A 20,396-nucleotide genomic window follows, 5' to 3' on the forward strand; every position below is an offset into this window, starting at 1 on the left:
GCGGCGCTCAGGCGATTAACCGCCCTGAGAAGCCAGCCACTGCTCGGCGGTAGTGGTGGCTATGCCCTGGCGCGCATTGAAGGTTTTCGCCTTATCCCAGGCCACGCCGTCGGGCCGGGCGAAAGCCAGCCGGTATTTGGCGCCGACGTCATGCGGATGATTGCGCACCTCCGCCTGCAGCCGCTCTTTGTCCAACAGGACTCTGTTGACCTCCACGCCCCAGTGCGCCTGCATAAGTTCGGCAAGCTCGCGGTAGGTCAGCGTGTCGCCGGCGATATAGACCACCTGGTTGCGAAACGCGGGCCGATGGAAAAAAATCGCGGCCGTAAGCCGGCCAATGTCCTCAGGGGTGGTCAGCGTCACCGCGTAGCGCCAGTCGCCCAGCGCGCGCACCGTTTTGCTTGCCGCATCCACCACGCCAAAGCCGGGGTCAAACAGGTAGCTGGTGAAAATGCCCGTGGAAACAATCACCCACTCCGTCGCCTTCTGCGCACGCAGCAGGTGGCGCACCTCAAGCTGTTCATCCCACACCTGTTGCCCGCTGCCTTTACCCACGACATCGTAGTCCACGCCGAACTGCCACGGGAAGTAGCGCGCCACGCCCGCCAGCAAGACGGCCTGGGTGATCTTTACCTGCGTGCCCGCCCCGCCGACAAAGCCGCTGCAGTTGATCACCGCGTCGAAGGAACGAAATAGCGCGCTCAGCGCCTCCACGCCGTTTTGCTGCAGATCGCCTTCCACCACGGCGATGCCGAGCCGCGCCAGCGCATCCCGCCGCGCCCGGAGCGGGCCGCTGACGGCGCGTGCAGCCTCCGGCCGGAGCAGCACGCTGATTTTTAAAGATGGAGATAACCGAGCCTGCCGGCTCATCGCACGCAATACCGGCAGCCCCAGTTCACCGGCGCCGAGTATGAGCACGGCATTGATAGATGGATTTGTGGATTTCATTCTTGCCTCCTGTCTTGACACTGCGTCATCCTGACAGCTGACAAAAACGGGTTCAATTAGGTACACGCGTGATACCGGAGAGGAATATGACGAGCGATCGGGAAGCGCTGCTGCAATTTTCGCAGGCGTTCTGTGAAGAACTGAGCAACGACGATGAAGGGTTGAAGCGTGAGATCCTCGCGCATGCGGGCAACCGTTGGTCGCTGGGGGTATTGCATATCCTGGGCACTCACGGGCCGCTGCGCCACGGCGAGATAAGCCGCCAACTGGCGGGCGTGACGCAGAGAATGCTGACGCGGACGCTGCGCCATCTCGAGCGGGACGGGCTGATATCGCGCTGCGATTATCAGGAGAAACTGCCCCGCGTGGTTTACACCATCACCGACGCGGGGGAAGAGATGCTGCTCAACATGCTGCCACTCTGGTCGTGGATTATCGCCTCCGCCGACGCCTTCAGAGCGGCCCGTTCGCACTACGATGGCCAAGAGCGCAACGCCGAAAAATGAACGCGGGCATCCCTGCCCGTGGGGCGGCGCTCAGCCGCCGCCCAGATAGGCCTTTCTCACCTCCGGATCGTTCAACAGTTCTTCCCCGCTGCCGGTGAGGCGGATCTGGCCGTTGACCATCACATAGCCGCGATCGGACAGTTTCAGCGCATGGTTGGCGTTTTGCTCCACCAGAAACAGCGTCATGCCGCTGCGGGTCAGTTCGCGCAGCACGCCGAAGATCTGCCGCACCACGATCGGCGCCAGCCCCAGGCTCGGCTCGTCCAGCAGCAACAGCTTCGGCCGGCTCATCAGCGCGCGGGCGATCGCCAGCATCTGCTGTTCGCCGCCGGACATGGTCATCGCCCGCTGGTTGCGCCGCTCCTTGAGGCGCGGAAACAGTTCGAACATGCGCGGCAAATCCTCTTCCAGGTAGCGATTGCCGACGGTGATGGTGCCCATCAGCAGGTTCTCCTCCACGCTCATGTCCGGAAAGATGCGCCGCCCCTCCGGCGCCTGCGCGATGCCGCTGCTGGCAACAAAGTGCGTGGAGCGGCGGCTGATGTCCTCGCCGCGAAACAGGATCTGTCCGCCGGCGATGCGCGGCTGACCGAAGATCGACATCAACAGCGTGGACTTGCCCGCGCCGTTGGCGCCGATCAGCGCCACCGTCTCCCCGGCGTTTACCTGCAGCGACACCTGGCGCAGCGCCTGGATCGGCCCGTAAAACACATCGACCTCGCGAAATTCCAACATCGCTTCGCTCATCCCGCCAGCTCCTCTTCGTCCGCGCCCAGGTAGGCGGCGATCACCGCCTCGTTGTGCTGGATCTCCTGCGGCGTGCCGCGGGCGATCACATCGCCGTGATCGAGCACGATCACCCGATCGGAGATCTCCATTACCATGCCCATGTCATGCTCGATCAACAGCACCGTGATGCCGTGATGCTGCCGCAGGAAGCGAATGATGCGGCTCAGCGTGGCCGTTTCCACCGGGTTCAGCCCGGCGGCCGGCTCATCGAGGCAGATCATCTCCGGCGCGGTGCACATGGCGCGCGCGATCTCCAGCCGCCGCTGCTGGCCGTAAGACATCTCTCCCGCCAGCCGGTTGGCGCAGCTCACCAGATCCACCACCTCCAGCCAGTAGAAGGCATGATCGAGCGCGGCGCTCTCCGCCCGGCGGTAGCCCGGCGTATTCAGCACCCCGGCGATCAGGTTACGGTTGCTCTGCATGTGCTGCGCCACCAGCAGGTTCTCCACCACCGACATTTCGCGGAACAGACGGATATTTTGGAAGGTGCGCGCCAGCCCGGCGCGGTTCACCAGGTGGGTGCCGCCGAACATCTTGTAGTAGAGGCGCGAACCGAGGCGCTTTGGGCGTATCCAGTCGCCGGCGCGGAACTTCTGCCCCAGTACCTGGATCACGTCGGTCGGCCGCTTGTGGGTATTGAGCAGGATCGCGCCGCCGCTGGCGCGGTAAAAGCCGGTCAGGCAGTTGAATACCGTGGTCTTGCCGGCGCCGTTGGGGCCAATCAGCGCGGTGATGGAGCCGCGTTCCACCTCCAGATTGACGTCGTTCAGCGCTTTGATGCCGCCAAAGTGCATCATCAGGTGTTCCACCCGCAAAATGGCGTCGCTCATGGCGCCACCCCCTTGCGTTCGGCGAAGCTGGATCGGCTGATGCGCACCAGCCCGCGCGGCCGCCAGATCATCATCGCCACCATCAGCACGCCGAACAGCAGCACCCGGTATTCGGCGAAGCTGCGCAGCAGCTCCGGCGCCACCGTCAGCACGAAGGCCGCCAGCACCACGCCGAGGGTGGAGCCCATGCCGCCCAGCACCACGATCGCCAGGATCAGCGCCGACTCGAAGAAGGTGAACGAAGTCGGGTTGACGAAGCCCTGGTAGGTGGCGAAGAACACCCCCGCCAGCCCGGCGGTGGAAGCGCCGAGCATAAACGCCGACAGCTTCACCAGCACGTGATTCAGCCCGAGAGAACGGCAGGCGATCTCATCTTCGCGCAGTGCCTCCCAGGCGCGGCCGATCGGCATGCGCGTCAGCCGGTGCTTGATATACAGCACCAGCAGCACCACCAAAAACAGCACCGCGTAGATGAAAATGAACTTGAGATTCGGGTTGTAATCGATGCCGAAAAACTCGTGGATCGGCACCCCGCCGTCTTTGGCGCGCCGGCCGAACTCCAGGCCGAACACCGTCGGCGCCGGCACCGAGACGCCGTTCGGCCCGCCGGTGAGCGACATCCAGTTGTTCAGCACCAGCCGAATGATCTCGCCGAACCCCAGCGTAACGATCGCCAAGTAGTCGCCGTGCATGCGCAGCACCGGGAAGCCCAGCAATGCGCCAGCCAGCGCCGCCATCAGCGCGCCCAGCGGCAGCATCGCCCAGAACCCCAGCCCGAGATACTGGTAGCCCAGCGCCAGCCCGTAGGCGCCGATGGCGTAAAACGCCACGTACCCCAGATCGAGCAGCCCCGCCAGCCCGACCACAATGTTCAGCCCCAGGCCGAGCAGCACGTAGATCAGGCCGAGGATCGCCACCGTCAGCAGGTATTTGGTGGCGACAAACGGGAACAGCAGCGCGATCGCCGCCATCAGCGGCAGGATCCAGCGCAGGTTGGATTTATAGCCCAGCGGCCGCACGTAAACGCCGTCGTTGCCGCCGTCGAAGCGCGCCAACACCCTGCGCCCCGGCGCGGTTTGCAGGAACAGGCTCAGCAGCAGCCGCCCGGCCATCACCGCGACGATGATCCACACCAGCCGGTGCGGCTCGAAGTTGAAGCTGTAGCCGTTCAGCACGATGCCGACGATCGGCCCGAACACGATCAGGGCGATCAGCCCGGCCAAAACGGCATCCAGCAGGCTGCGTTTGACGTTCAGCCCGCCGTTGATTACGGATTGCGACATGGCGTTCTCCTTAAACCTTGGCGATCAGGGGCCGGCCGAGCAGGCCCTGCGGACGGAAGATCAGGATCGCCACCAGCAACCCGAAGGAGAACACGTCCTTGTAATCCGAATTCACCATGCCGGCAAACTGCGCCTCCGCCACACCGAGCAGCAGCCCGCCCAGCATCGCGCCCGGCAGCGATCCGATGCCGCCCAGCACCGCGGCGGTGAAAGCCTTGATGCCAATGATAAAGCCGACGTAAAAATCGAAGGTGCCGTAGTTCATGGTGATCAGCACCCCGGCCAACCCGGCCATGGCGGCGCCGATCACGAACACCAGCGAGATCACCCGATCGGTATTGATGCCGAGAATCGAGGCCATTTTGCGATCCTGCTGGGTGGCGCGGCAGATGCGTCCCAGCCGGGTGCGCTGAATGATGTAGGTGAGGATCGCCATGCCGAGCAGCGACGCCACCAGAATGAACACTTTGGTGTAGGTGATCTGCACCACGCCGCCGTCGAACTCCAGGCGGAACACGCCGCTCAGCAGCGTCGGGATGCCCTGCTGGCGCGGCCCCTGGCTTATCTGCGCGTAGTTTTGCAGGATTAACGACATGCCGATGGCGGAGATCAGCGGCGCCAGGCGGGTGGAGTTGCGCAGCGGCTTGTAGGCGATGCGCTCGATTACCCAGCCGTACACCCCGGTGATGACGATGGTGAACACCAGCGTGCCGAGGATCAGCAGCGGAAACGAGTGCAGCCCGAAGAACGACAGCAGCGCCAAACCGATGGCGCACAGGTAGGCGGAGATCATATATACCTCGCCGTGGGCGAAGTTAATCATGCCGATGATGCCGTAAACCATGGTGTAGCCGATGGCGATCAGGCCATACACCGCGCCGAGGGTCAGGCCGTTGATCAGCTGTTGCAGAAAGAATACATCCATAATGAGCAGTCTCGCCTGGTAAGGCCGCCAACGCAGTCCGACGCGGCCCAAAGGTCATCGCGGAACGGGCGCGCCAAGGCGGCGGCCCGTCGGTCATAGGGTCATAACTTCACGGTTAGGCCGTTTACAGTTGGTGATATTTGCCCTTGTCATCCCATTGATAGACCACGTAGTCCGAGACCTTCAGATCGCCCTTCTGGTCCCAGGCTTTCTTGCCCATCACGGTGTCCACGTCGTGTGACTTCAGCCATTCGGCGGCCTTGGCGCTGTCTTTGCCGCCGGTGGCGTTAAAGGCGGCGGCGATCGCCTGGATCGAGGCGTAGGAATAGAGGGTGTAGCCTTCCGGCTCAAAGCCGCTGGCGCGGAACTTGGCGATCACCGCCTTGCCCTCCGGGATCAGGCGCGGATCGTTGCCGAAGGTCATCAGCACGCCGTTGGTGTACTGCGGCCCGCCGGCGGCGGTCACCAGCTCTTCGGTCACCACGCAGTCGCCGGAGAAGAACTTGGCGGTCACGCCCTGCTCGCGCATCTGGCGCACCAGCGGCCCGGCTTCCGGATGGCAGCCGCCGAAGTAGACTACGTCAGGCTTGACCGAGGCGATCTTGGTCACCAGCGCGTTGAAGTCTTTCTCACCGCGCGACAGCCCCTCATACAGCACTTCCTTGACCCCGCGCTTGTTCATCGCCGCCTTCGCTGCGTCCGCCAGCCCCTGGCCGTAGGTGTCTTTATCGTGGATCACCGCGATGCGCTTGGCCTTCAGCGTATCCAACATGTAGTTGGTGGCGATCACGCCCTGCTGATCGTCGCGCCCGCACATGCGGAACATGGTCTTCATGCCGCGCTCGGTGATCTGCGGATTGGTGGAGCCGGGGGTAATGGCGATAATGCCGGCCTCGTCATACACCTCGGAAGCGGGCATGGTGGATGAGGAACAGAAGTGGCCGACCACCGCCGAGACCTTGTCCTGATCCACCAGTCGGTTGGCGACCGCGACCGCCTGCTTCGGTTCGCAGGCGTCATCCCCCTGCACCAGCTTGATTTTTTCCCCTTTGATGCCGCCGGCGGCGTTGATGTCCGCCGCCGCCTGCGAAGCCCCGCGCCAATACTGATCGCCATAGGTGGCGTTCGGCCCGGAGAACGGCCCGGCGACGCCGATGACGATATCGGCCTGCGCGGAAAAAGCCGTACCTAAACAACCGATGAGCAAAGCAGCGAGCGGACTTTTTATCAATTTCGATGACATTGTTATCTTCCTCAGCACTGTTGTAGCGAAACGCCCTGGGGCGCGGATCAGTCACTTTATGTGTAGACGGGGAAAATAATTTTCTTGAGAGCGCAGTCGCATTCCCCAAAAATGGGTAAGCAAAAATCCAGCCATTGTGACGACGAATACATATTGTTTGCTTATTCATCCTACATATCAGTTGCAGCGCGGCGTGTAGCGGGGATAACCGAGAGTATGGGCAGTGCGGCTAGCATGAGAGGGAGAACGGCCCTGCACCATCGCCGTGCAAAGGCTTGTGCAATCGTTGTGGGCCGCAAAATCACCGCACAGCGATGGAAAATGCCGAAAAACAGCGCAAGATGTTCATTCCGCCAGCAAACGCGCTTTTTTTGCAGTTTAGCGCTTTGACAAACCCCAGGCACCCCGCTATTATTCGCCCCGTTCACACGATTCCTCTGTAGTTCAGTCGGTAGAACGGCGGACTGTTAATCCGTATGTCACTGGTTCGAGTCCAGTCAGAGGAGCCATATTTAGAAAAGCCCGCTTAAGGCAACTTAAGCGGGCTTTTTGCTTTTCGGGTTATAACTCGCTGCAAGAGAGGGTTCATTCATCCAGGAATGACGACCGGTTACCTGGATCGCTAACCGGTGTTTCAATAGGGTTTACGGTGCATGTCAGCACATCATCACCGCCCCAGGGACAACATGACAATGGCGGTTCAGCTCGGGAACCAGCCTGGGGTATTTTGAATCGCTTGCCACAGTTTATGTGGGATCTGTAATTCATCCGGATCTTGCGACAAATTGAGTTTGACGTTCATGCTTCCTTCATGGCCTGATTGTACTCTCTCCACCCATTGGGGATTCATAACCATCGCGCGTCCCAAAGCGACCATGGACAATCCGGCATCCAGCGCTTGCCGTGCCACGTCCGACGACGTGATTTTTCCGGCGGCCAGTATCGGTAAACGGCCGTTATTCTGCTCAATGAACCTTGCCAGCGTACCCTTTTCATCATCGTCATCCCGAGGGGTGTCCGTCAGTACATGGTGCAGCGAGATGTGCAAATAATCGATAAGCGCCTCTTCCGTCAATTGGTTCGCCAACGCCAGAGAATCATCTATACGCAGTCCCTTTTCGCCGGATTCTTCCGGAGACAACCGATACCCCAATAAGAAAGGCTACGTAGCATGGCGTTCGATAACTCGCCGAACTTCGCGCGCCACTTCCAATGGGAAACGCATGCGATTCTCTAGCGAACCGCCCCATTCATCCGTGCGCTGATTGAAATACGGGGAGAAAAAGTTTTGGAGCAGGAAACCATGCGCGCCATGCAATTCCACGCCATCGAACCCCGCCTCAATCGCGCGGCGAGTGGCTTCGCCAAAATCGCGGATCACAGTCAGAATTTCATCATGGCTTAACGCGCGGCCGGCTTTTTTGCCATCGTTAAACGGGCCTGCCGGTGCGGCTAGCGCACTGGCGCTAACGAGCTCGCCATCGGGGATCAAGGCCGGAACGGCTTTATTTCCCGCGTGAAAGAGTTGCAGGATCGCCGGCGCGCCGCCGCTTTTAGCGGCATCCGCCAGCCGTTTCAGGCTCGGAATAAAGCGATCGTCATAGGCCGCGAACTCATGAGTAAACCCGATGCCATTTCGCTGTACATGGGAACAGCCTGTCAGCACCAACCCAACACCGGTCGCGCGTGCCCGATAATAGGCTAACTCCGCATCTGAAATAGTTTCATCATCATTGGCTGACCAGGTGGTCATTGGGGCCATCACGATGCGATTACGCATCTCAAGACCGTTTTTAAATAAAAATGGCTGCATTAATGGATCTTTCATAACTCTCTCAGCATTTAACATTTTGATCTAAAATAAAAAATCATAAAAAATCACTTCGCCAGCGGGGTTCCCAGCCAGCGATCATCGATAAATTGCAGCATCTGTTCCGGTGTGATTTGCTGCGTCATTCGCCCTCGCAGCACCGTGCGATGCTCGAAAGTTACTGCTCCCCGTGCAAGCACCTGGGCTTTAAAACGCGCGATATGCTCGTCCGAAAAGTGGCTGTTGTGGGTATTAAACAGGATGACCCGTTTACCGCTGAAATCGCTGTTCTCAATAAAAGCCCAAATCGGCGGCGCCGGACTGTATAGCCAGATCGGCGAGCCCAACCAGAGGGTGTCAAACGGCGTCAAGTCAATCTTGGCCGGCGTTATCTCGGGCAACGCATCCTGCCGCTCTTTCAGCAAAGTGGCGTCTTTCAGCGCATACGCCAGCCCCGGCAAGCCAGGGGCATAGTTCGGCGCATCAAGCCTGAAGAGCTGTGCATCCAGGCGGTGAGCGATATGGCGAGCGGCCAGCGCCGTATTCCCTGAACGAGAAAAATAAACGACGGCGGTACGCGATGCGTTTTCTCCTGAATGCGCATGAGGCTCTATCTTGGCCAACTGGGCGGCTTGTCGATTTTCAATCAGCGTGACAGAGGCCAATACGCCCAAAATGGCCAGCAAAACGACCGTCAAACCGATGAGGGTTCCATACATAGGTAAGCGCCTTGATGCCATTAATCAAAATCGGTCGTCTTGCTGAGCGCCTCAAACTCCCACGTTTCTTCAATGCGGGACTGCAACGTCGGCATGACGAAATCGATAGCATCATTACCGATTAATAGCTGGCGCGGAGGCGTGTCCATTTCCACCAACCGGCAAATCACCTGCGCAAGTTTGGCAGGATCGCCCTGTTGCTGACCATCGGCGGATGCCAGTAGCTCGCGCGCGCTGCCAAAAGCGGCATAATCGGCAATGCTTCTTTCCCCGTACCGGGCAGAACTGTCATTGAGAAATTCGGTGCGGAAAAAGCCGGGCTCAACGGCGGTGACGGTAATTCCAAGAGGCGCGACCTCATCAGCCAACGCCAGGGTCATACCTTCCACGGCAAACTTCGACGCGGAATAAAATGTGGCGTTCGCGACGGCTTTTACGCCGGCGATGGAAGAGGTGTTGATAATGCGCCCGTTCCGCTGGCGCCGCATCACCGGCAGCACCGCGCGCAATACATTGGCCATGCCGAAAACGTTGGTTGAAAATTGCTGCTCTATCTGTTCGGCTGTCGCTTCTTCAAAACGCCCCAACAGACAGAACCCGGCATTATTCACTAATACATCAATGCGGCCAAAACGGCTCACGGCCGCATCTGCAGCAGCCAGCGCCTGATGTTCATCACGAACATCAAGCTCCAGCAGCTCAATCTTTTCCGCTGCAACATCGCTGAATGTCCGGCGCAATTTTTCCCTATCCCGCCCCGTTGCGACCACACAGTCTCCCTGTTGCAACGCAGCCCTGACAATATGGGCGCCCATGCCGCGCGCGGCGCCGGTGACAAACCAAATGCGATTCATATCTGTTCACCTTAATCGGTTTAAAAACTCGTACTGCCTCATTGCAGTACGAGGTGTCGAGGCACTAAAGCGTCAATTGCAAACTAGGGCGTATCACGATGTCATCGAGTAATACGCCGGGCGGTTGAGCAAATGAATAGACCAATGCACGAGCCACATCATCCGGCATGAGAGCCTGAATGGCATCACGACGTTCGCGCATCATGTCCGCAGAAACATTGTGTCCCCATTCCGTATGCACCGCCCCCGGATGAATCAATGACACGCGTATCCCTGCTTCAGCCAGCTCCTGCCGCAAGCCGTCACAGAACCCCCTGACTGCAAATTTGGTGGCGCAATACACGGCCCAGTTAGGCGCGCTGCTTTTCCCCCCGACGCTGGATACCGTGGAGATCATTGCGCCGGGGCGATTTTTCATCAGAGGGATAGCTTCGTAGGAACAGTTCAACACGCCGTACATATTCGCATTGATCTGCTCCTGCCAGCCCTCGGGTGAGCTCTCCTCGAACCGGCCGAAAATCCCCATGCCCGCGTTGTTGAAAAGCAGATCCACACCGCCGAAGCGGCTCTTCACCTCATTAAAAAGTGACCGGACCTGAGCTAAATCAGCAACGTCAGCGTCAAAGGCGACGGCGCCCCCGCCCAGTTCGGCAGCCAGGCTTCCGATTCGCTCTTTGCGTCTTGCTACCAGCACGACCGAAACGCCTTCCGCAACCAATCGGCGGGCGGCAGCTTCACCAATACCGCTTGAAGCCCCGGTGATAACAGCGACTTTGCCGCTGAGACTGTTCATCTCCATCGTCCTGCCTCTATAGAAAAATTTTATGGCGGGTGTTTACATAAAATACGGCTTGTCACCGTCAGTGCCCGGCTGGTTGACGCCGATGTTTTCACCCAGATGTTTTTTCGGTTGCTCGATGATGTCGGCAACTAAAGCGGCGACGCTCTTGCGCGATACGATGGTTCCTTTGAACGGCGCATCGCGGGCGGTAAGCTCATAGTCAACCAGGTCTTCATCCGTTAACCAGGCCGGGCGCAGAATGGTGTAGTCCAGCCCGGAGGCTTCAATCGCGTCAGCCGCCCGACGAAATGGCTTGAGGGGCTCACCGATGATCGCGTTGTTCCATTCACCGAATTTTCCCGGGACCTCATCATAAATCCCCAGCGAAAGAACGAAGATCAGGCGTTTGACGCCGCTGGCCTGCATGGCGGCAATCACCGCCTCAGCCTGCACATCCAGATCCTCTCCCGTCAGGTTGGCATACACCAGATCCTGGCCCTGCATCGCTTGTTCCAATGCGGACGGGTTCAACACATCGCCGATAAGGATCCGGCCGTTGGCCGGGCGCGACCGGATTTTTTCCGGCTGGCGAGCGAACAACGTTTGCACAAGCGACTGTTCATCCGCCAATCTGTCGATAACATGGCGGGCGATTTGGCCGCCGGCGCCAAGGATCAATACATTCTTCATGGTGTTCTCCATCGGTTATTCACCCAGGTGCGCGGCCAAAAACGGCAGCACCTTGTCCATCGCTGCGCGAACGGCTTCCGGTTTGTCATACAGCTCGTAATGTGAAAAGTCCGCTAACGAGACCAGCTCGCGATGCGCTGAAGCCGTTGCGCGCCCATAGACTTCCATGCCATCGCGATAGGCGCCGAAGGCACCGACTTTCTCGCCCACCACCACCATCACCGGCTGAGTCAGCAGCACCTCGGTAAAGGCGAAGGCATCCCAGGCCAGCGTTTTTTGCGCATGCGAGAACAACATGCGCGTCGCGCCACCCGGCTGTTGACCGCGCGCGGTCTTGTAATAGTCTGTCGCTTCGAAAACGTCGCGTTCGGTGAGCCCATGGGCCGTTGCCTCTTGAGGACTGGCAGGCAGCAGTTCGTTGACCTGAAGCTCTCCGCCCCGCGCTTCCCGGGTGCGCTGCGCAGCCATCGCATTCAGCGCACCCAGCGGATCGTAGCCGCTGAAGCCTTCGCGGAAGAGTCGCCCAATATTAACGCCGGTGATGCTCACCACGGCTTTGATGCGTTTCTCTGTCAGCGTGGCATTGACGGCATAACCGCCGCCGCCGCAAATGCCCAGCACGCCGATACGCTCCGCATCGACATACGGCAAGGTGACGGCATAGTCGATGACGCGGCTGATGTCTTCCACCCGCTGGGTCGGATCTTCTATCCAGCGCGGCGCCCCGCCCGACTCCCCCTGAAAACTGGCGTCATAGGCGATAACGACGTACCCCTGCTCCGCCAACGCCTTACCGTAAACATTGCCGGAGGTTTGTTCCTTGCAGCTGCCGAAAGGATGGACGCTGACCACCGTCGGGTAGCGCTTGGATTCATCGAACCCCGGCGGCAGCTGAATGTGGGCGGCGATGTGCCAGGCCATATCGGCGTTTTGGATGCGAACATTTTTCATTACAGCGTCTCCTCAAAGAACGGCGCCAAGACGGAAACGGCTTCGGCGACATAGGCTTTACCGTCATACAATTCCATATGATTCGCGCCTTCGACGATGTGGTAACGCTTGTCGCTGCTCGCGGCGCGGTCGTATAAATCGTCACTCATCCATTTACTGCCCGCCACGCTGCCCGCCACGATCTGCATCGGCTGGGTCAGATACACTTCGGCCATATGGTAGGCGTCGTAGGTAATGATCTGGTTGAGGCTGCGCAGCGTCGCATAGCCGGGCGCCGTCGGATATTGCGCGCGCGGGGTGTGGTAATACTCCCAGGCCTGGCGCAGCTCTTCGTTCGGCGCATCGGATTCTTTCATCGGCGCCAGCGGCATGGTGGCATGTTCACCGCTGCTGATATCGCCGGTGCGGGCGTTGGAGCCCGCCTCAACGTACGGCAGCGCATCAATGGACTTCACATTGTTTTCCCACCCGTTGCGGAACATCGAGCCGATATTGACGGCGCTGACGGTGCCGATGGCCTTGATGCGGCGATCCTGGATCGCGGCGTTGGCGGTATAGCCCGCACCGGCGCAAATGCCCATCGCGCCAATGCGCTCGTTGTCGACATAAGGCAGCGTGGTCAGGTAATCAATCACCGCGCTGACGTCTTCGGTGCGGATATAAGGGTTTTCCAACTGACGGGGTTCGCCGCCGCTTTCCCCCTGATAAGAGGCATCGTAAGCCACGGTCACGAACCCCTGCTCCGCCAGTTTTGCGGCATAGGTGCCGGCGGTTTGCTCTTTCACGCCGCCCCCCGGGTGAGAAACGACGATGGCCGGATACTGACGGCCCGCGTCGAAGGCCGGCGGGAAGTAGAGCACTGCGGAAAGATCGATGGTTGGGTTATTGCTATTCGTGAAGCTGATTTTCTGGTTCATCATCCGGTTCCTCATCAGGGTGGTCGGTTAACTGCATCGTTTCTGATTCTCACTATAGACATTGAACATTAAGATGATTAGACCCAAAATAATGATTAGACCTATCACTTAAATGATTAATCAGCCGAACGGAAAACAGAGATGAAACGTGATGAGATAGCCGATTTGGTGGCATTTGTGGTGGTCGCCGAGGAGCGCAGCTTCACCCGGGCCGCGGCCCGCCTGGGCATGGCGCAGTCGGCGTTAAGCCAGATCGTCCGCCGCATCGAAGAACGGCTGGGGTTTCGTCTGCTGACGCGCACCACGCGCAGCGTAGTGCCCACCGAGGCCGGGGAGCAGCTCTTGTCGACCCTGGGTCCCATGCTGCAAGACCTGGATTCCGTCATGACTTCACTGGGCGAGCTGCGCAACCGCCCTTCCGGCACCATACGCATCACCACGGTGGAGCATGCCGCTAAAACCCTTTTGCTGCCCGCCATGCGCATGCTGCTGAAATCTCACCCAGAAATTAACGTGCAGCTCATCATCGATTATGGTCTTAGCGATGTGGTCGCAGAACGTTTCGATGCCGGCGTCCGTCTGGGGGGAGAGATGGATAAGGATATGATTGCCGTGCGGATTGGGCCTGATATTCCGATGGCGATCGTTGGCGCGCCGGATTATCTTGCCCGGCGAGGCACCCCGACCTCGGTGGCGCAACTGGTCGATCATCAGGCGATTAACCTCTATCTTCCTACATCGGGCACCGCCAACCGTTGGCGGCTCATGCGCGGGGGACGTGAAGTTCGGGTTCGCATGGAAGGTCAACTGTTGTTAAACACCATCGACCTGATCCTGGACGCCGCTCTCGACGGGCACGGCCTGGCCTACCTGCCTTGCGATCAGGTGCAGAACGCCCTTGACGAGAAAAAACTCGTCCGCGTGCTGGACAAGTTCACCCCGGACTTGCCGGGGTATCATCTTTACTACCCACACCGCAAGCACCCAGGATCGGCCTTTTCTTTGCTTATCGATGTGCTTAGGTTTAACGACGCGCAGAAGCCCAAATAGCGTGCTGCCGCCTGCATCCACTCCGACAGGCACAGGTATCGTCTCCTGTCAGAGAAACTCTGGTTGAGAAAAGCCCGCTCAGGAAGACCTGAGCGGGCTTTGTGCTTTTCTGCCGTTAGCGCTTACAGCACAAATTCGTAGTGCGAACCGTCCGGCAGTTCGACATCCAGGCGCAGTTTGCCGCCCGCCGCCTCAACATAGCGTTTGAGCGAAGACAGTTTCAGATCGCGGCCCGGTTTTTCCATCACGGCGACGGTCGGTTGCCTGATACCCAGCGCCTGCGCCATTTCAACCTGGGTTTTCTGCACCTTCTCGCGCAGCTCGGCAAGATGGATGTTCAGCATAATGTCCGTCGCCATTGCCTGCGCTTCGGCCACGACCTCGGGCTTTTCCTCCGCAATAAGCTGTTCCAGCGTTCTGCCCATCGCGTCACTCCTTCTCTTTTAGTGTGTTCAGCCAATTCGTGAATTCCCGATCGGCAATCTGCAGCATTCGATCGTAAAAACGTTTTTCATCGCCCGCTTTATTGCCCGCGCAAAGCACCATGCCGACGCGGTACGGATCGAAGGCGAAAAATGCCCGCAACGGTTCGCCACGGCTCTGAATACGCAGCTCTTTCATGTTGCTGTAACGCGAGCCTTTAACCGTATCGGCATAGGGCCTGGACAAGCCGGGCCCTTTTTCCCGCAGGACCATCAATGCAGCAAGCACGCAGGCCCGGTCGGCATCGCTGAGTGATCTGAACCAATGATCAAATGCATCCGTTGTTTTAATTTCCCACACGGGACCCCCCTAAAATATAGATCAATAGCTATATAGATGTAAAGCTATAGCAGAGAGGCGCTGGGATAGCATGCAAAGGCATGCGTTGTTACTGCAAGGCTGAACGTACATCCACGCATTTTGCAAACGCAGTACGGGGCATTCACCTTTTTACGCGCGGTATCGAATAATCGTTCAGAGGCACGGGGCGTTTCCCCGCCGCCCCTTTATGAACCCTGTCACAAAAAGCGCATAACGTTTTCGGCGTTCTGCGCTGCGGGCGGTGAGCGGCAAACTTGTTAACGCCACGTTACATCGGGTTAGGCAACATTGTTAACGCCGATTGATGCGTCAAACGCATCGCGCCATGCGTTTATTGCGCTTATTTACTTTATTTTCCTGAGCGAGTCTTCAGCAACAGGCGCGGCGTCAGGCGCCAATAACAAACTGGAGATAACGATGCATTCCTCTACCTCACCCATGACCATCCGGGCCAGATCCGGCGCGATACTGCGCGTCACCTCCGGCAACTTTTTAGAGCAGTTCGATTTTTTCCTGTTCGGCTTTTACGCTACCTACATCGCACACACCTTTTTCCCGGCCAGCAGCGAGTTCGCCTCGCTGATGATGACCTTCGCGGTATTCGGCGCGGGCTTTTTGATGCGCCCGATCGGCGCCATCGTGCTGGGCGCTTACATCGATAAAGTCGGCCGCCGCAAAGGGCTGATCGTCACCCTGTCGATCATGGCCGCGGGCACCTTCCTGATCGTGCTGATTCCCTCTTACCAAAGCATCGGGCTTTGGGCGCCGCTGCTGGTGCTGTGCGGGCGTCTGTTGCAAGGCTTCTCGGCGGGCGCGGAGCTGGGCGGCGTGTCCGTCTATCTGGCCGAAATCGCCACGCCGGGCCGTAAAGGCTTCTACACCAGCTGGCAGTCCGGCAGCCAGCAGGTGGCGATCATGGTGGCGGCGGCCATGGGCTTCGCGCTCAATGCGGCGCTGGAAGAAAGCGCCATTCGCGAATGGGGCTGGCGCCTGCCTTTCCTGTTCGGCTGCCTGATCGTTCCCTTCATCTTTTTCCTGCGCCGCAAGCTGGAAGAGACGCAGGAATTTACCGCTCGCCGTCACCACCTGGCAATGCGCGACGTGTTTAAAACCCTGCTGAAAAACTGGCCGGTGGTGATCGCCGGCATGCTGATGGTCGCCATGACCACCACCGCGTTTTACCTGATCACCGTGTATGCGCCAACCTTCGGCAAAAAGGTGCTGCTGCTCAGCGCCTCCGACAGCTTGCTGGTCACCCTGCTGGTGGCGATCTCCAACTTCATCTGGCTGCCCATCGGCGGCGCGCTGTCGGATCGTTTCGGCCGCAAACCGGTGCTGGTCGCCATGACGTTGCTGACGTTGGCCACCGCCTACCCGGCGCTGAGCCTGCTCGCCGCCGCCCCCAGCTTCGGCATGATGCTGGCCGTGCTGCTGTGGCTGTCCTTCATTTACGGCCTCTACAACGGCGCCATGATCCCGGCGTTGACGGAGATCATGCCAACGGAAGTGCGGGTGGCCGGGTTCTCGCTGGCCTACAGCCTGGCGACGGCGGTGTTCGGCGGCTTTACGCCGGTAGTCTCCACCGCGTTGATCGAATACACCGGCGACAAGGCTTCACCGGGCTACTGGATGAGCTTCGCCGCGCTGTGCGCCCTGCTGGCGACGCTGTATATGTATCGCCGCATCGCCATGCCGCTGCAAACCGCGCGCTAAGCCGCCATCTCAAAAGGAATGATGCCATGCAAAAACTCACTCGTTCGATCCTCGCCGCGCTGGTGTGCGCCTCCTGCAGTACGGCGGCGCTGGCCAAAGACGTGACCGTCATGATCTCCGGCGGCTTCAAAGCCGCACTAGAGAAGCTGGCTCCGGAATATGAAGCTCAAAGTGGCGACAAAATCATTCTGGTGTCCGGCCCCTCGATGGGCAAAACGCCGCAGGCGATCCCCGCGCGGCTGGCGCGCGGAGAGCAAGCCGATGTGCTGATCATGGTGGGCGACGCGCTCACCCAACTGGAAAAAGAGCGCTGGACCCAGCCGGGTTCGCGCGTGGAGCTGGCCGATTCGCCGATCGGCATGGTGGTCAAACGGGGCGCGCCCAAGCCGGTGATAAAAACGGATGCCGACCTGCGCAATGTCTTGCTGCAGGCTGACTCTTTCGCCTATTCCGACAGCGCCAGCGGCCGCTATGTCAGAGGCCAACTGTTCAAAAAGCTGGGCATCGAGGAACAGGTGAAAGGGAAAGCACATAAGGTTGAGCGCATTCCGGTGGCCTCTGAAGTAGCGCAGGGGAAATACGCGCTGGGCTTCCAGCAGGTCAGCGAATTGCTGCCCGTGGCGGGCGTCACCTTTATCGGCGAGCTGCCGGAAAACGTGCAGTACATCACCCGCTTCGCGGGCGCGGTGACCGCCAAGGCGGAGCACCGCCGCGAAGGCAAAGCGCTGCTGGACTTCCTCGCTTCCCCTCAGGCGCAGCCGACCATTCGCGCGACCGGCATGCGAACCGTGCCGGCGCCGCAGCCGGTCAGGCAGAGTGATATTGTTCAGTAATCAGCTTTTCCAGCTCGGCGGCGACGAAAGACTGCATGCGGCCGCCGCGTCTGATGAGACCCACGGTACGTTTCACCACCGGATCGACCAGCGGCACCGACGTCAACACCGAGTGCTCTGAAGCAGGCATCGACATGGCGGGCACGGCGGCAATGCCGATGCCCGCCTCAACCATGCCCAGCATGGTCGTCACATGGCGAGTTTCACACACGCTGGGGCGTTCCGGCACGAGGTGTTCCAGGCGCTGATCGAGCAGATTGCGATTGCCGGAGGTTTTATCCAGCGAGACGTAATCCTGCTGATAGAACTCTTGCCAGGTGAGGCTCTTTTTAGCGGCGAGCGGATGGTCGCGCCGGCAGGCGGCCACGTAGACGTCCCCCACCAACGGCACAAATTCAAGATTAGGCTGCAGCCGCCCGGCGAAGCAGATGCCGAAATCGGCCTGGCCGCCGGTGACCGCCTCGATGACATGACCTGCGCTGCCGTCGATCAGCTTGACGCGCACGCGCGGATAGCGCAGCCGGAAACGGCGTATCACGTCGGGCATGAAATAGTAGGCCGCCGAGGGCACCGTGGCGACGGTAACCAGCCCCACCCGCTCCTGGCTGACCTTGTCGATATCGGCCAACACCGCTTCGACGTTCATCAGCAGCTGATCCGAACGCTCGGCAAAAGCCTGCCCGTACAGCGTCAAGGTCACGCGCCGGGTGGTGCGATCGAACAGTTTGCTGTCCAGCGCGTTTTCCAGCTTCTCAATCCTGCGGCTCAGCGCCGACTGCGACAGGCAGATGGACTCTGCGGCCAGCCGAAAATTGCCGTACTCCACCAGCGCGCGAAACGCATAGAGATCGTTGAGATCAAAATTCACGGGCATAACGACCAACTCTCCTTGCTGAAAATGGCAGAAGACGCAAAACAGCGATGATAACCGCTTATATCGCCACGTTCACCGACTGGGTGGTTGAACCACCCAAGCCCCTATCGCCCCAGCAGCACCATTCCCCAAATAATGATAGTCATCACCACGGCTACCAGCTGCGCTGCGCCGCCCAAATCTTTGGCGCGTTTGGATAACGGATGCAATTCCAGCGAAATGCGATCGACCACGGTTTCAATCGCCGTATTAAGCAGCTCAACCACCAATAGCAGAAAACTGCAGGTGATTAATAACAGCCTTTCTATATTTGTAATATCTAAACCAAATGTAACAACCAGTAAAATGGCGTTAATAACCAATAATTGGCGGAACGCATCTTCGGTAAGCACAGCATCAATAAACCCGGCCCAGGAATTCCTAATGCTGTAGGTTAATCGGCTTATTCCTTTTTTCTTTTCCACAGGCATACAATCAGCTCTCGTCAAAACTACGACAGTCACTCACAAATAAATCACGCAGCGTGAATTTATCTCGAGTTTATTAATTAAAAACCTTAACCGTTCTCTTTCAGGAAACGATGCATTCACTCACTCGCCGTCCCCCTGCTCCTGAAACGCCACCGCCCGAAAATGCCCTGGCGCGGTTATTATTCTGGGAGCGTAAAAAGGGGACGCGATATCAGCCGCTTAAAGCGTTTTCTCGTACAAGCGGTAACGCTTGTACGGCACCGCGCCGATGCGTTCTAAAATCGTCCGCATGCCGGTATTGGTTTCCAGGATCCACGACATTTCCAGCGCGTCGATATTGCGCTTCGCGAAAGGCTCGCGCAGCGCCTCAATCAGCAGCAGCGCAATAATGGGCCCGATGCGGCTGAATTGATATTCCTGGCGTACGCCCATCAACGGCACGCGCGCGGTGCGCACGCCGCTGACTTTCAGGCGCCACAATAGCTTCGCCCAGCCGAACGGCAATAAACGCCCCTGCAGATCGGCAATCGCTTCGTTAATGTTCGGCAGACCGACGATAAAGGCGCAGGGGGCGCCATCCACCTCGGCGATATGGATCATATCGTCGGGCACCAGGAACTTCAGCTGATCCCCCATGGTGGCGAACTCGTGCTCGGTGAACGGGACAAACCCCCAGTTATGTTGCCACCCGGAGTTGAACACCTCGCGCAGCACCTGCATCTCCTCGCGAAAGCGCTTGCGATTGAGACGGCGGACGGTCACCTTTTTACGCACCTGATCCATCATCCGGGTTAACGACGGCGAAAAATGCAGGTCGGTTCTTTTCATCCAATAGGCAAGCAAATCAATCCCTTCACTGTAGCCCTGCTGCGCTATCTGGGCCGCGTAGTAAGGTTTCGCGTGCGTCATCAGGGCGGAAGGCGGGGTATCGAACCCTTCGACCAACAGGCCGCTTTCCTGATTGATATTGAGGCTGAATGGCCCGGTGATTTTACGCGCGCCTTTCGACCTCAGCCACTCCTCCGCTACCGTGAATAAGGTGCTGAACACGGCGGGATCGTCAACGGCGTCAATCATGCCGAAATGGCCGGTATCCTCACCATGCAGCTCCCGGTGCAGAGAATCGATTTGCGCAGTGATGCGCCCAACCACTTTGCCCTGTTTTTTGGCCACCCATGCCTGCCATTCAATATGGTCGGTCCCGGGATTCTTCTTTGACAGGTGCTCTTCGCGCTCTACATGCAGCGGCTCAATCCAGTTCGGATCATCGCGAAACAGTTGCGAGGGGAAAGCAATAAATTCTTTAAGTTCGCGTTTATCCAGAACTTTCTCAATACGGATCATAAATAGCCTTACGTTTTAATAAAATAATTAAATAAGCACGCGACAACGCCTTTAGCATTTTT

The 20,396-nt window shown here is 58.9% G+C and carries 21 protein-coding genes, 1 tRNA gene and 1 pseudogene; 5 read left to right on the forward strand and 18 right to left on the reverse strand.

Annotation, left to right across the window (positions count from 1 at the left end):
• Positions 1 to 15: 15 nt before the first annotated feature.
• Positions 16 to 948, reverse strand: a complete 933-nt coding sequence (locus tag GT753_RS12140; protein ID WP_160125613.1) for an aromatic alcohol reductase — start codon at positions 946 to 948, stop codon at positions 16 to 18.
• 86 nt (positions 949 to 1,034) lie between these two features.
• Between GT753_RS12140 and GT753_RS12145 the strand changes: the two genes are divergently transcribed.
• Positions 1,035 to 1,454, forward strand: a complete 420-nt coding sequence (locus GT753_RS12145) for a helix-turn-helix domain-containing protein (RefSeq protein WP_160125614.1) — start codon at positions 1,035 to 1,037, stop codon at positions 1,452 to 1,454.
• 30 nt (positions 1,455 to 1,484) lie between these two features.
• Here the strand turns inward: GT753_RS12145 and GT753_RS12150 are convergent, their stop codons facing one another.
• From GT753_RS12150 to GT753_RS12170, 5 genes are all read right to left on the reverse strand, one after another.
• Positions 1,485 to 2,201, reverse strand: coding sequence for an ABC transporter ATP-binding protein (locus GT753_RS12150; RefSeq protein ID WP_015378467.1), 717 nt, complete (start codon positions 2,199 to 2,201; stop codon positions 1,485 to 1,487).
• Complete coding sequence (locus GT753_RS12155) at positions 2,198 to 3,073, reverse strand: ABC transporter ATP-binding protein (protein WP_004928596.1); 876 nt, start codon at positions 3,071 to 3,073, stop codon at positions 2,198 to 2,200. Before GT753_RS12155 ends, GT753_RS12150 begins: the two co-directional genes overlap by 4 nt.
• The gene (gene livM, locus GT753_RS12160) at positions 3,070 to 4,356 is read right to left on the reverse strand and encodes a high-affinity branched-chain amino acid ABC transporter permease LivM (RefSeq protein WP_015378468.1); all 1,287 of its coding nucleotides are present in this window, start codon (positions 4,354 to 4,356) and stop codon (positions 3,070 to 3,072) included. Before livM ends, GT753_RS12155 begins: the two co-directional genes overlap by 4 nt.
• 10 nt (positions 4,357 to 4,366) lie before the next feature.
• A complete protein-coding gene (locus GT753_RS12165) occupies positions 4,367 to 5,281 on the reverse strand; it encodes a branched-chain amino acid ABC transporter permease (RefSeq protein WP_004928592.1) in 915 nt (304 codons plus the stop codon).
• A gap of 124 nt (positions 5,282 to 5,405) precedes the next feature.
• Entirely contained in the window at positions 5,406 to 6,524 is a 1,119-nt protein-coding gene (locus tag GT753_RS12170; protein ID WP_015378469.1) for a branched-chain amino acid ABC transporter substrate-binding protein, read from the reverse strand.
• A gap of 433 nt (positions 6,525 to 6,957) precedes the next feature.
• On the opposite strand from GT753_RS12170, the gene GT753_RS12175 reads away from it, so the two are divergent.
• Positions 6,958 to 7,033, forward strand: a tRNA-Asn gene (locus GT753_RS12175).
• A gap of 191 nt (positions 7,034 to 7,224) precedes the next feature.
• Here the strand turns inward: GT753_RS12175 and GT753_RS12180 are convergent.
• From GT753_RS12180 to GT753_RS12210, 7 genes and pseudogenes are all read right to left on the reverse strand, one after another.
• A pseudogene (locus GT753_RS12180) lies at positions 7,225 to 8,337 on the reverse strand (NADH-dependent flavin oxidoreductase).
• A 65-nt stretch (positions 8,338 to 8,402) separates the two neighbouring features.
• Positions 8,403 to 9,053 carry a flavodoxin gene (locus GT753_RS12185; RefSeq protein WP_015378471.1) on the reverse strand — a complete coding sequence of 217 codons (651 nt, stop codon included), beginning with the start codon at positions 9,051 to 9,053 and terminating at the stop codon, positions 8,403 to 8,405.
• A gap of 20 nt (positions 9,054 to 9,073) precedes the next feature.
• Positions 9,074 to 9,907: an SDR family NAD(P)-dependent oxidoreductase gene (locus tag GT753_RS12190; RefSeq protein ID WP_015378472.1), complete on the reverse strand. Its 834-nt coding sequence runs from the start codon at positions 9,905 to 9,907 to the stop codon at positions 9,074 to 9,076.
• Between the two features lie 64 nt (positions 9,908 to 9,971).
• Positions 9,972 to 10,700: an SDR family oxidoreductase gene (locus tag GT753_RS12195; protein WP_230857995.1), complete on the reverse strand. Its 729-nt coding sequence runs from the start codon at positions 10,698 to 10,700 to the stop codon at positions 9,972 to 9,974.
• Positions 10,701 to 10,742: 42 nt separating this feature from the next.
• The gene (locus tag GT753_RS12200) at positions 10,743 to 11,378 is read right to left on the reverse strand and encodes an SDR family oxidoreductase (protein ID WP_015378474.1); all 636 of its coding nucleotides are present in this window, start codon (positions 11,376 to 11,378) and stop codon (positions 10,743 to 10,745) included.
• A gap of 15 nt (positions 11,379 to 11,393) precedes the next feature.
• Entirely contained in the window at positions 11,394 to 12,329 is a 936-nt protein-coding gene (locus tag GT753_RS12205; RefSeq protein WP_015378475.1) for an alpha/beta hydrolase, read from the reverse strand.
• Entirely contained in the window at positions 12,329 to 13,249 is a 921-nt protein-coding gene (locus tag GT753_RS12210; RefSeq protein ID WP_031300707.1) for an alpha/beta hydrolase, read from the reverse strand. The genes GT753_RS12205 and GT753_RS12210 overlap by 1 nt, the downstream gene beginning before the upstream one ends.
• A gap of 138 nt (positions 13,250 to 13,387) precedes the next feature.
• On the opposite strand from GT753_RS12210, the gene GT753_RS12215 reads away from it, so the two are divergent.
• Complete coding sequence (locus GT753_RS12215) at positions 13,388 to 14,296, forward strand: LysR family transcriptional regulator (protein WP_004935498.1); 909 nt, start codon at positions 13,388 to 13,390, stop codon at positions 14,294 to 14,296.
• A gap of 122 nt (positions 14,297 to 14,418) precedes the next feature.
• Here the strand turns inward: GT753_RS12215 and GT753_RS12220 are convergent, their stop codons facing one another.
• Positions 14,419 to 14,721 carry an XRE family transcriptional regulator gene (locus GT753_RS12220; protein ID WP_004935502.1) on the reverse strand — a complete coding sequence of 101 codons (303 nt, stop codon included), beginning with the start codon at positions 14,719 to 14,721 and terminating at the stop codon, positions 14,419 to 14,421.
• Between the two features lie 4 nt (positions 14,722 to 14,725).
• Entirely contained in the window at positions 14,726 to 15,079 is a 354-nt protein-coding gene (locus tag GT753_RS12225) for a type II toxin-antitoxin system RelE/ParE family toxin (RefSeq protein ID WP_160125615.1), read from the reverse strand.
• A 438-nt stretch (positions 15,080 to 15,517) separates the two neighbouring features.
• Here GT753_RS12225 and GT753_RS12230 point away from each other — a divergent pair, with 438 nt between their 5' ends.
• Together GT753_RS12230 and GT753_RS12235 are read left to right on the forward strand one after the other, a co-directional pair.
• Positions 15,518 to 16,813, forward strand: coding sequence for an MFS transporter (locus tag GT753_RS12230; RefSeq protein WP_004935508.1), 1,296 nt, complete (start codon positions 15,518 to 15,520; stop codon positions 16,811 to 16,813).
• Positions 16,814 to 16,839: 26 nt separating this feature from the next.
• Positions 16,840 to 17,646, forward strand: coding sequence for a substrate-binding domain-containing protein (locus GT753_RS12235; RefSeq protein ID WP_160125616.1), 807 nt, complete (start codon positions 16,840 to 16,842; stop codon positions 17,644 to 17,646).
• On the opposite strand, the gene GT753_RS12240 is transcribed toward GT753_RS12235, so the two are convergent.
• The 3 genes from GT753_RS12240 to GT753_RS12250 all read right to left on the reverse strand — a co-directional run bounded on the left by GT753_RS12240 (position 17,621) and on the right by GT753_RS12250 (position 20,334).
• On the reverse strand, positions 17,621 to 18,520 hold the full coding sequence (locus GT753_RS12240; protein WP_015378480.1) for a LysR family transcriptional regulator: 900 nt from the start codon (positions 18,518 to 18,520) through the stop codon (positions 17,621 to 17,623). The genes GT753_RS12235 and GT753_RS12240 overlap by 26 nt on opposite strands.
• Positions 18,521 to 18,624: 104 nt before the next feature.
• Positions 18,625 to 18,990, reverse strand: coding sequence for a diacylglycerol kinase (locus GT753_RS12245; RefSeq protein ID WP_004935528.1), 366 nt, complete (start codon positions 18,988 to 18,990; stop codon positions 18,625 to 18,627).
• Between the two features lie 219 nt (positions 18,991 to 19,209).
• Positions 19,210 to 20,334, reverse strand: coding sequence for a hypothetical protein (locus GT753_RS12250; protein ID WP_016927031.1), 1,125 nt, complete (start codon positions 20,332 to 20,334; stop codon positions 19,210 to 19,212).
• Positions 20,335 to 20,396: the final 62 nt, after the last annotated feature.

Origin of the sequence: Serratia sp. Z4, assembly GCF_009900725.1 — a bacterium.
Lineage (GTDB): Bacteria > Pseudomonadota > Gammaproteobacteria > Enterobacterales > Enterobacteriaceae > Serratia > Serratia nematodiphila.